This window comes from Myxococcus sp. CA040A (assembly GCF_013336725.1).
Classification (GTDB): domain Bacteria; phylum Myxococcota; class Myxococcia; order Myxococcales; family Myxococcaceae; genus Myxococcus; species Myxococcus llanfairpwllgwyngyllgogerychwyrndrobwllllantysiliogogogochensis.
Genome location: NZ_JABUMR010000015.1, coordinates 159,245 through 170,792, shown reverse-complemented (window position 1 = coordinate 170,792; position 11,548 = coordinate 159,245). Strand labels below are relative to the sequence as shown.

Genomic DNA, 11,548 nt, shown 5'->3' with positions numbered 1-11,548 from the left:
TCCGGCACGTTGCGGCCGGCGATGGGCGAGCCGACGGTGATGTCCGTCTGTCGCGAGTGCCGGTGCATCAACGTCTGGAACGTGGCCAAGAGCGTCATGAAGAGGGTGGCCCCCTCCTGCTGGCTGACCTCCTTCAGCGCACGCGTGAGCGCGACGGGGAGCGTGACGAACTGGCGGGAGCCCCGGTACGTCTGGCGCGCCGGGCGCTGCCTGTCCGTGGGCAGCTCCAACGGCGCTGGCAACGTCTTCAGGTGCTGCTTCCAGAAGTCCAGCTCGACGCGCAGCCGCTCACCCTGCATCCGCTCGCGCTGCCACTCCGCGAAGTCGGAGTACTGGATGACGAGCTCGGGAATCGCGGGCGCCTGTCCCGTGACCTCCGCCGCGTAGAAGGCCATCAGCTCGCGGACGAAGACACCCAGCGACCAGCGGTCCGTCACCAGGTGATGCATGGTGACCAGGGCCACGTGGTTGTCGGGCCCCAGGCGCAGCACCTTGCCGCGCAGCAGGGGGCCTCGCGCCAGGTCGAACAGGCGCTGGGACTCCTCGCTCGTGCGGCGCTCCACCTCCTCGTCCTGCTCCGCCTTGCCGAGCCGGGAGATGTCCTCCACTGGGATGGTCAGCAAAAGCTCCGGCACGACGACCTGGATGGGGAGCCCGTCGTCCCTCGCGGCGAACACGGTGCGCAGCGACTCGTGGCGTCGCACCACCTGATTCACACACCGCTCCAGCAGGGGGACGTCCAGCACGCCGGTGAACTGCACGGTGATGTGAACGTTGTAGGCGAAAGCCTCTCCGCCCTCGAGCTGGTCCACCACCCACAGTCGCTGCTGCGGGAAGGAAGCCGGTGCGGGCTCCGTTCCGGCGCGACGCGGAATGGTCCGCTCGAGCGCCTGCGTCGTCGTGGCCTGGAGCTGCCCCTTCTTCTCCTTGAGGAGCAACTCGTACAACGCGCGCTGCTTGGGAGTGAGCTTGTCGAGATTCTTGGAGCTACCGCTCATTGCTGGACTCCAACTTCGGTGCCTCCGCGACCCGGGGGGACCCAGGGCGGAGGAGAAGGTTGCGGGGGGCCGATGACGTGTCCTGCTCGGCCCGGCTGAAATTCAGTGCGGGCTAGCGCGAGCGTCGCGCCAGCTCGGCTTCAATCTCTTCGTCGCTGAGGTTGGACAGCTCCTCGAGCGCGGCTTGACTGGCGGCCTCTTCGAGCGCGGTCTGGTGGTCGGCCACCAGCTTCGCGAGAGAGGCCACGGTGGCGGCCTCGAAGAGCTTCGCCAGGGGAATGTCGAACTCGAACTGGGTGCGCAGGCGTCCGGCCACGCGCGTGGCCAGCAGCGAGTGGCCTCCCAGGTCGAAGAAGTTGTCGTTGAGGCCCACGGAGTCCACGCCGAGGACTTCCTGCCAGATGGCCGCGAGCTGTTTCTCCAGCTCGCTCGCGGGCGCCACGAAGGGCGTCTTCGCGCGACGCGGCTTGCCGGCCGCCCGCGCACCCGACGTGGGCTGGGACGTGTCGCGCTGAATCCAAAGCTTCCAACGCTGGGCCAGGTCTCCGGTGGCGACGATGACGTGTCCATCCACGCCGAGCGTCACCAGGCGACGGACGGCCTCGGCGCCTTCCTGGGGCGTCATGGCGTACTGGTCCATGCTGGTGCGTACGTGGGTGTGCTTCGTCTCTTCCGGCCACGGGTCCCACGACGCGCTCACCCAGCGAGTCCCAGTTCCTCCGGAGCGGGCTTGCGCGAAGGCGTCCATGAAGAGGTTGGAGGACGCGTACGTCAGGTAGCCGAGACCCCCGAGGACCGCGGCGTTGGACGAGAAGAGCAGGGCGAAGTCCACCGAGCGACGGCTCAGCACCTTCTCCAGCGCATACGTGCCGTAGACCTTCGGGCCGAACTGCGTCTCGGACTCGCCCCGACCAATCTCCGTCAGCGGGTTGTAGAGCGACGGGCCGTGGGTGACGCCCGCGCAGTGGAGCACGCCATGCAACGCGCCGAAGCGGGCCTCCACCTGCGTCACCGCCGCCTCCAGTTGCTGGGCGTCCGCGACGTCCGCGCCCACCACCATCACCTGCGCGCCGCTCTGCTCCAGCTCCCGTACGCGGAGGATGCGCTGGGCCACCGCGTCAGTCTCCGGGTGCGTGGCCAGATACGAATCCCATTCGGACGGCGCCGGCAGGGTGGTCCGGCCCAGCAGCGCGAGCCGTGCCTTGAGGGTCTGCGCCAGGTGCCTGGCCAGCATCAGGCCCACGCCGCCAAGGCCTCCGGTGATGAGATAGACGCCCTGCTCGCGCAGCGGCGCGTGCGCCTCTCCCGAGGGCTCGAGGCGGAGCGGCGCATGGGTCTGCGTGAAGCGCTGGTTGGAGCGCCACGCGACGACCGCGTCACGCGTGCGTTGACTGAACTCGGCCAGCAGGCGCTCCGCGAGCTTCTCCACGCCCGCGCTCCGAGGCTCGGGGGCAATCAAGTCGATGCAGCGCGTGGTGACGTGCTCCTGCTCCTGCGGAATCACCTTGCAGGGCCCCAGCAGCGTGGCCTTCTCCGGGAGGGCGGTGCCCTCGCCCGCGACGTCATGCAGCCGGTCCGTCACGACCTCCAGCCGCACGGGGCGGGAGGTGTCGCCCTGGGCGAGCGCCTGCCCCAAGTGCAGGAGGCTGTAGTAGCCCGTGTCCTGGACCTTGCGGAACAGCTCGGGCCCCGGGAGGTCCTCGCCCGACGAGGCGAGGCTCCACAGGTGGACCACCACGGACGGGCTCAGCTCCTGGTCCGCCAGGTCCTTCCACAGCGTGGCGTAGTCACCGCGCAGACGCGGGTCGAGAGCGTAGCGGCGCGCGGCGTCTCGCATGAACGCGCTCCCCTGGCGCACGCTCACCACGTCCTGTCCTGACTCCTCCAGTCGACGGCACAAAGCCTCGCCGACGCCCAGTCCATCCACGAAGACGACCCAGCAACGACGCTCGGCCAGGGCCTTGCGGTCCAGGGCCACGGGCGCCGTGCGATGCCAGGCGGGCACGTGGAACCAGTCCGCCATGTCCACCAGCTTGCCCTGCGGCACCTGTGCCTGCGTGGCCTCGACGCGCGTGCCCGGAGCCACCCAGTAGCGCTGGCGCTCGAAGGGGTACGTGGGGAGCGGCACGCGGCGCAGAACACGGCCCTCGCTCACGGCTTCCCAGTCCACCTCCACGCCCTCCAGCCAGAGCTGGCCCAGCGTGCCGAGCACCGCCACCGGCGCGGGCTGGCTGTCTCCAGCCGCGGGCAGGCAGCCTCGCACCGAGTGCGTCCCGGTGCTTCCCGCCAGCGCGCGCGCCCGATCGACGAGCGGCCCCGTGGCCCCCATCGCGAGCACGACGCGAGACGGCTCCTTCACCAGCTCACGAAGCGCGTCGTCCAGGCGCGGCGCGCGGCTCGCCGCGTCCTTCCACGTCTCCGGTCGAGTCGCCTCGGCGGCGGTGAGCAGGGCGCCCGTGGCGAGAGAGTAGAGAGGCACTTCGGGCGCCTTCAGCGTGGAGGCGCCCGGTGACAGGTCGCGGCCCTCGCCTCGGGCGACCACCAATGAGAGGGCCTCCTCCAGCGGGAGCGTGCCCGCGAGGCTCGCGGCGATCCACGCGCCCGTGCCCTCACCGAGCATCGACTCGGGCTGAACGCCCCATGACATCCACAGGCGCGCCAGGGCATACGGCTCGACGAAGCCCGCGGCGGCGCTCACCGGGCCGGAGCGGCTGGGACGGCTCCCGTCCTCCGGATACAGCACGGCGCGCAGGTCCACGCCGAGCCGCGACTGGAGCAGCTCCGCGCAGCGGTCCACTTCCGCGCGGAAGGCGGGCTCCGAGCGGTACAGCGACTCCAGCGGAGCCTCCGCTCCGGCGTCGGAGAAAAGGAAGGACACGGGGCGGTTGCCCGTCTCGTGCGTGCCCGAGAGGACGCGCTGGGGCTCCGCCATGCGCAACACGCGCACGGCATCCTGCCCGTCGCGAGCCACCACTACCCGACGGTGCGCATGGGCCTTTCGGCCCACCTGGAGCGTGTACGCCACGTCCGCCAGCGCCTGTTGCGGCTGGGACTCCAGGTGCTGCGCGAGCCGAGCGGTGGCCGAGTCGAGCGCGGTGTGGCTGCGCGCGGAGAGCACGAGCAACTCCCACGGGCGTCCGGTCGAAGCCGACGGCGCGGGAGGTGCTTCTTCCAGGACGATGTGCGCGTTGGTGCCGCCGATGCCGAACGAGCTGACGCCCGCGCGCCGGGGCGTCCTGCCACGCGGCCAGGGCTGCAGCGCGGTGTTCACGTAGAAGGGGCCGCTGTCGAAGTCGATCTGCGGGTTGGGGGACTCGAAGTGGAGGCTGGGCGGAAGCTGCTGATGCTTCATCGCGAGGATGGCCTTGAGCAGGCTCGCGCTGCCGGCCGCCGCGTCCAGGTGGCCCACGTTCGTCTTCACCGAGCCGATGGGCACCGTGCGACGACCCTTCGCCTTCGCGCCGAACACCTTCGTCAGGGCGCGCAGCTCGATGGGGTCTCCCAGCGCGGTGCCGGTGCCGTGCGTCTCCACGTAGGAAATCGTGTCGGCGGAGACTTCCGCTGCGGCGAGGGCGTCCTTGATGACGGTGGCCTGGCCCTGCACGCTGGGCGCGGTGAAGCTGGCCTTCACGGCGCCGTCGTTGTTGATGGCGGAGCCCTTGATGACCGCATGGATGGTGTCGCCGTCGGCCAGCGCGTCCTCCAGGCGCTTGAGCACCACCAGACCAATGCCGCTGCCGAAGATGGTACCCGCCGCCTTCGCATCGAAGGCGCGGCAGTGGCCGTCCGGCGAGGCGATGCCGCCGTACTGATACAGGTAGCCCACCTTCTGCGGGACGTTGATGGCGACGCCGCCCGCGATGGCCATCCGGCACTCGTCCGCGAGCAGGGCCTGTCCCGCCAGGTGCAACGCGACCAGCGCGGTGGAGCACGCGGTGTGCACGGAGTACGCGGGCCCGCGCAGATTGAGGCGGTGAGCGACGCGCGTGGTGAGGAAGGCCAGGTCATTGCCCAGGCCAATCTCGAACGGGTCCAGTCCACCCAGCGCCGCGGGGTTGGAGAAGAGGTTGAAGACGTACGTGTCCGTGCGCGCGCCGGCGTACACGCCGATGCGACCCTTGTAGCGCTCGGCGTCGTAGCCCGCGTGCTCCAGGGCCTCCACGGCGCACTCCAGGAAGACACGCTGCTGCGGGTCCATCACCTCCGCTTCCTTGGGGGTGACGCCGAAGTAGCCCGCGTCGAAGAGGTCCGCGTCCTCCAGGACGGCGGCGGCCTTCACGTAGTTCGGGTCCGAGCGGATGGCGGCCGTGTCCAACGCGCTCGCCTCCAGGTCCGCGTCCGTCAGGAAGCTGATGGACTCCACGCCGTCCCGCAGGTTGCGCCAGAAGGCCTCCAGGTCGCGTGCTCCCGGGAAGCGCCCGGCCATGCCGACGATGGCGATCTCCAGTCCCGTGGTGTCCGCGTTGGAAGAATCCGTGGCCATGTCTCTCTCCAAAGTCCCGCTCAAGTTTCGACCTTCCTCGCCCGCTGCTGCTTCAGCGCCATCCGCCGGCGCTGTTGCCGCCCCTCGTCATCCGCGTCCGCCTCGTTCTCGGTGCCCGAGTCCGAGGCGAGCCCTACTCGACGGACCAGGTCCTCGAGGAGGTGACGCGCCTTCATCGTTCCGTGCTCCGCGCGGAGCTGCTCGCCCAGCCGCGCCGCTGACGCCTGGAGGTCCGCGCGAGCGTGCACCGTGCTCAGCGCGTCCCCGAGGCGCTCCGCGTTCAGCTCCCCGATGGGAAGCGCCGCGCCTCCACAACCCAGCTCCTGGACAACCTCGCCCCAGGTGAACTGGTCATACGTGTGCGGCACGACGACCTGCGGGACGCCCGCCCGGAAGGCCGCGCCCGTGGTCCCCGCGCCACCGTGATGCACCACGCACGACACCCGCGAGAAGAGCCAGGCGTGCGGCACCTGACCCAAGGCCCTCACTGTCGACGGGAGGGCGCGCTGCCCCAGTCCGCTCCAGCCGTGCTGGATGAGGGCCCGTCGTCCCGAGCGCACCGTGGCCTGTACCAGCGCCTCCGTCAGCGCCTCCGGGTCCGCATGCGTCATGCTGCCGAAGGTGATGCAGACGGGAGGTTCGCCCTCCGCGAGGAACGCGGCGAGCTCCGCGTCCGGCGTGAAGCCCGGCTCATCGAGGAAGCAGTACCCGACGGTGTGGTGGTGCGGCGGCAGGTCCGCGGCGGGAGGCCGCACGTGCCGGCTCAGCGCGGTGAGCACGAGCTGATTCGACAGGCCATCCACCAGCGGATTGTCCAGCGGCGGCAGGCCGTGGGCTTCGCGCAGGGGATTGACCAGTCCGCGCACGGCCGCCTGGAAGGCCGGGCCGCCACCACCACTGCCGCTGTGCTCCACCAGCACCGTGACGAAGGGCAGGTGCGTCAGGTCATGCACCATGCGCGCGGCGGGCTGGACGCGCCCGCTGATGAGCACGTCCGCACCCCGACACGCGGCGCGCAGGTCCTCGAACATGCGGGGCAGCGACTCCACGAGCGGCTGGAAGAGCTGGAGCATGCCTCCGGCGGAGTGCACGACGTCCGGGCTCCCCATCATCGCCTGGGTGATGCCGCTCTGCGCCGCCCTCAGGTCGGGACCCACCGGGATGAAGTCGAGGTCATGGAGTTGCGCGAGCGCGCGGTACGAGGGCGCGGCGGCGAGCACGGGCTGATGGCCGTGGCGCTTCAGCTCGACGGCCAGCGCCACGAAGGGCTGGATGTCGCCGAGGGTTCCGAAGTTGGTGAGGATGGCTCGCATGGGGTGAGGGCGCGGGGAGGTCGAGGCGGAGCCGCGACGACTCAGTCGCCGTCCTCCGGCTCTTCGTCGTCCGCGCGTCGGCGTGAGCGCTGACGCTGGAGGTTCTGTTTGCGGCGCTGGACGGTGGACTCGCGCTCGTCGGCCTCGTTGTTCGCCGAGCCCGGCCCCGCCTCGGGCGGCTGGAGCAACGCCGCGAGGGCCTTCACCGTGACGCCTTCGTAGAGGCTGGACGCGGGCACGCTGACATTGAGCCGCCGCTTGAGCCGGTCGCTGAGCTGCACGGCGATGAGGGAGTCACCGCCCAGCTCGAAGAAGTTGTCCTGGATGCCAATCGGCGCCACGCCCAGCGTCTGCTGCCACAGGTCCGCCAGCGTCCGCTCCATGTCCGTTGTGGGCGCCACGTAGGCGCTGCGCAGGTTCGACGGCCGAGGATGTTGAGGGCGCGCCGCGGGCTCTTCGCGGAGCTCCTCGGACACGGAGGCCCGCGAGCCCGAAGACTGTCGCGCGGCCACGTCATGCGTGGACACCACCAGCCAGGGGCCCGTCGCATGCGCGAGCGCGCGGCTCATGGCCTCCGCGCCTTGCTCGGGAGAGAGCGCCAGACGGTCCAGCGCCTCGCCACGTGCGCCCGGGTGCGCGCCGTAGTCCTCCACCTTCACCACGTCCCAACCCAGGCTCAACCACCGCCGGCCTTCATGTGACGCGGCCTGGGCGAAGGCGTCCTGCCATGCGCTCGCGGCCGTGTGCGCGACCGTGGCCATGCCGCCGAGCACCGCGGAGATGGACGAGGCCACCACGCGGAAGTCCAGCGCACGCTCACCCAACACCGCGTCGAGCAGGGCCAGCCCTCGCGCGCGCGGGTCGAAGTGCCAGGCGCTCTCCTCGGGCCCCGTCTCGGAGACGAGTCGCGCCACCTGGTCTTTCGGGAGCCACGCCGCATGCACCACGCCGTGGAGCGCGCCGAAGCGGGCCACGGCCGTGTCGACGGCTTCGCGCAGCGACTCCTGCCGCGTCAGGTCGGTGGGGAGCACCACGACCTCCGCGCCCAGGGCCTCCAACTGCCGTGCCCGGCGGATCCGCTGCGTCCAGGCCTCGGTCTCACCGTGACTTGCGACGTGAGCGTCCCAGGTGTCGCGCGACGGAAAGCCCAGGGGCTCCAGGCACACGAGCTTCGCTCCTGGCGACAGGCTGGCCAGCGCGCGTCCATTCATCGCGCCCAGACCGCCCAGCCCATGGACGAGCAGGTACACGCCGCCGGGGCGCGCGCTCGGGTGGGGCCTGGGCGCATCGGGCAGCGGCAGTGGTTCCAGGGACTGGACCCAGCGATGCGGACCCCGCAGCGCCACCACCGTCTCCACGGGCACCGAACGCAGCTCCGCGCGGAGGGCCCGCAGTCCGGTGGAAGAGAGGTTCGCCGCCGGGCCCGTCACCACGTCCACGTGATGGAACCGCAGGCTCGGGTGCTCCTGCGGAATCACCCGGCAGGGGCCGAGCAGCGTTGCCTTGTCGGCGCGGAGCGACTCGTCGCCCGTCACGTCGTGGACGTGGTTGGACACCACCCAGACGGTGCAGGGCCGCTCGGGCGCGAACTCGACGAGCGCCCGCGCGAGGGCGACGAGCGTGAAGTAGCCGCTCGTCTGGACCTGCGCGAAGGACGCGGGGACGTCCGGCGTCAGGCTCCAGAGATGCAACACGGTGTCGGGGAGTCTGCCCGCATCCCGCAGCGCACCGAGGAGCGCGCGCAGGTCCGGAAGCGAGCCCGGCGCCACGGTGTAGTCCCACTCTCCCGTTCGACTGAAGCCGGCACCTGGCCGCACGCGGAGCACCATCCGCTCCTCGCCGGGCTCCGGTGTCAGCAGGGCCTCGGTGGGAGAGGACTCGTCCTCGAGCACCAGCCAGACGCGCGGGTGTGTCGCCTTCGCGGTGCGCCCGGGAGCAAGCGGCGTGCGCTTCCACGACGGGGCATGGAACCAGCGCTCCATCGGCGCCTGGGCGAGCGGGACCCCGAGCGTCTCGGTCGTGACGGGCGCGGCCTCGGCATGCGGCTTCGTGTCGGGCTCCACCCAGAAGCGCTGTCGCTCGAAGGGGTAGGTCGGCAGCGGAAGGCGATGGCGACGCTCCTCGCCGTGGAAGCCACGCCAATCCACGGTGACTCCGGCCTGCCAGAGTCCGCCCAGCGTCGTGTACGCGAGCGGCGGCGCGTCCGTGGCCACGGTGTCCTGCGGCGTGGGCATGGAGGCGAGCACCGGGCGTCCCGAGGTGGTGTCGGGATACCGCCGCGTCAGCCGGCTGAGCACCTGTCCGGGGCCCACCTCCAGCACGACGCGCTTGGGGTCCGAGAGCAGCGCGTGCAGTCCATCAGCGAAGCGCACCGCGCCACGCAGGTGCTGGGCCCAGTACTTCGGGCTCGTCGCCTGCTCCGTGGTGATCCACGTCCCGGTGACATTGGAGACGAAGGGCAGGGTGGGGGGCCGCAGCGTCACAGCCGCCGCGCGCGCGGTGAAGGCCTCCAGGATGGGGTCCATCATCGCCGAGTGGAAGGCATGGGACGTGACGAGCACGTGGCTGCGTACGCCCGCCTCATCCAACTGCCGCTTCAACTTCTCCACGGCCTCCGTCGGCCCGGAGGCGACGCACTGCATGGGTGCGTTCACCGCGGCGAGGCTCAGCTCGGTGCCGAGATAGGGACGGACCTCGTCCTCGCTCAGCGGCACCGCCAGCATGGAGCCGGACGGCAGCGACTGCATCAGCCGGCCGCGTGCGGCGACCAGTTGAAGCGCGTGCTCCAGGGTGAAGACACCCGCGAGGCATGCGGCCACGTACTCGCCAATGCTGTGACCGAGCATTGCCGCGGGCTTCACGCCCCAGGACATCCAGAGCCGTGCGGTGGCGTACTCGAGGGTGAACAACGCGGGCTGCGTGAACTCCGTGCGCGCCAACGTCTTCTCGTGCTCCGCGGGCTCTCCCGACTTCGGGTACATCACCTCGCGCAGGTCGCGCCCGGCCAGATGCGCCTTGAGCAGCTCGGCGCAGCGGTCCACTTCGGCGCGGAAGACGGGCTCCGCGTCATACAGTGCGCGCCCCATGCCCACGTGCTGCGAGCCCTGACCCGGGAAGAGGAACGCCACCGGGCGCTCCACCGCGTCCTGCGCCTCCGTGTGGACGCGTGCATCCCCTGTCGTGGAGAGCACTTCCACCGCGTCGCCCACGCTTCGCGCGAGGACGAAGCGTCGCTGCGAGAAGCGCTGGCGTCCCGCCTGGAGCGTCCAGGCCACGTCCGCGAGCTTCGCGTCGGGCTGGGACTTCAGGGCCTCGGCCAGTCGCTTCGTGCTGGCCTCCAGCGCGGAGGGCGTGCGCGCGGACAGCGGCAACAACTGCCACGCGCGACGCGAGGCCGCGCTGTCGAGCGACCGAGGCGCCTGCTCAAGCACCACGTGCGCATTGGTGCCACCCACGCCGAACGAACTCACGCCGCCGCGCCGGGGCAGTGCGCCGGCGGGCCAGGGCTTGAGCGTCGCATTGACGTAGAAGGGACTGCCGTCGAAGTCGATGGCCGGGTTGGGCCGCTCGTAGTGAAGGCTGGGCGGCAGCTCTCCGTGCTTCACGGCCAGGGCTGTCTTGATGAGGCCGGTGATGCCGGCGGCGGCGTCCAGGTGGCCGACGTTGCCCTTCACCGAGCCCAGCGCGCAGAAGCGCCGCCGCTGCGTGGAGGAGCGGAAGGCGCGCGTGAGGGCCTCCACCTCGATGGGGTCTCCCAGGGGCGTCGCGGTGCCGTGGGCTTCCACATAACCGATGGAGTCCGCGTCCAGTCCGGAGGCCGCGAGCGCCTCCGCCACCACCTGGGACTGCCCTTCGATGCCCGGGGCGGTGTAGCCCGCCTTGAGCGCGCCATCGTTGTTGATGGCCGAGCCCTTGATGACGGCGTGCACCGTGTCGCCATCTCGCACGGCGTTGCGCAGCTTCTTCAGCAGCACGACGCCCGCGCCGCTGCCGAACAGCGTGCCCCGGGCCTTCGCGTCGAAGGGACGGCAGCGGCCATCCGGCGACGCCATTCCACCCTCGGCGTGTCGGTAGCCATGGAGGAAGCTGACGTTGACGGACGCTCCGCCCGCGAGTGCCATGTCGCACTCGCCATTGAGCAGGCTCTGGCAGGCCAGGTGCACAGCCACCAGTGACGTCGAGCACGCGCTCTGCACCGCGTGGCTCGCGCCCCGGAGGTTCAGCTTGTACGAGACGCGGGTGGCCAGGAAGTCGGTGCCGTTGCCGATGTTGACCTGCACCGGCTCGACGGACTCCAGCACGCGGGGATTCCGCGCCAGGTTCATCAGCAGATACGTGTTGAGCGTGGCCCCGCCGTACACGGAGATGGCGCCCGGGTAGTCGCGCGGCGAATAGCCCGCGTGCTCCAGCGCCTCCCAGCAGACCTCCAGGAAGACGCGGTGCTGCGGGTCCGTCAGCTCCGCCTCACGCGGCGGCATGTCGAAGAAGGCGGCATCGAAGGACTCGGGCTCCGGCAGCACCGCCGCCGCGCGCACGAAGTCGGGGTCCTCCACCAGCTCCGGAGCAACTCCCGCCGCGAGACACTCCTCGGGGGTGAAGAAGCGGATGGACTCCACGCCGCCGCGTACGTTCGCCCAGAACTCCGCCGTGTCGCGGGCGCCAGGAAAGCGCCCGGACATGCCGATGATGGCAAGGTCCGCGTCGTCGATGTCTGCTGGCTGCTTCACGTCCACGTCATCCACTCCTTGACTGCT

Annotated in this window: 4 protein-coding genes; all 4 read right to left on the bottom strand. The window is 70.9% G+C overall.

Going from position 1 to position 11,548, the window contains the following annotated elements; all coding sequences use genetic code 11:
- The coding region (locus tag HUA75_RS42395) for a condensation domain-containing protein (protein WP_254628061.1) at positions 1–998 on the bottom strand (998 nt) is incomplete at its 3' end.
- A gap of 112 nt (positions 999–1,110) precedes the next feature.
- Positions 1,111–5,481: a type I polyketide synthase gene (locus tag HUA75_RS42390; protein WP_254628060.1), complete on the bottom strand. Its 4,371-nt coding sequence runs from the start codon at positions 5,479–5,481 to the stop codon at positions 1,111–1,113.
- A gap of 20 nt (positions 5,482–5,501) precedes the next feature.
- Positions 5,502–6,794: a glycosyltransferase gene (locus tag HUA75_RS42385; RefSeq protein ID WP_174489685.1), complete on the bottom strand. Its 1,293-nt coding sequence runs from the start codon at positions 6,792–6,794 to the stop codon at positions 5,502–5,504.
- Between the two features lie 41 nt (positions 6,795–6,835).
- Positions 6,836–11,521 carry a beta-ketoacyl synthase N-terminal-like domain-containing protein gene (locus HUA75_RS47340; protein WP_371746321.1) on the bottom strand — a complete coding sequence of 1,562 codons (4,686 nt, stop codon included), beginning with the start codon at positions 11,519–11,521 and terminating at the stop codon, positions 6,836–6,838.
- Positions 11,522–11,548: the final 27 nt, after the last annotated feature.

Coding starts and splice junctions, on each gene's coding strand:
- HUA75_RS42390 (WP_254628060.1), bottom strand. CDS start 5,481: ATGGCCACGGATTCTTCCAACGCGGACACCACGGGACTGGAGATCGCC.
- HUA75_RS42385 (WP_174489685.1), bottom strand. CDS start 6,794: ATGCGAGCCATCCTCACCAACTTCGGAACCCTCGGCGACATCCAGCCC.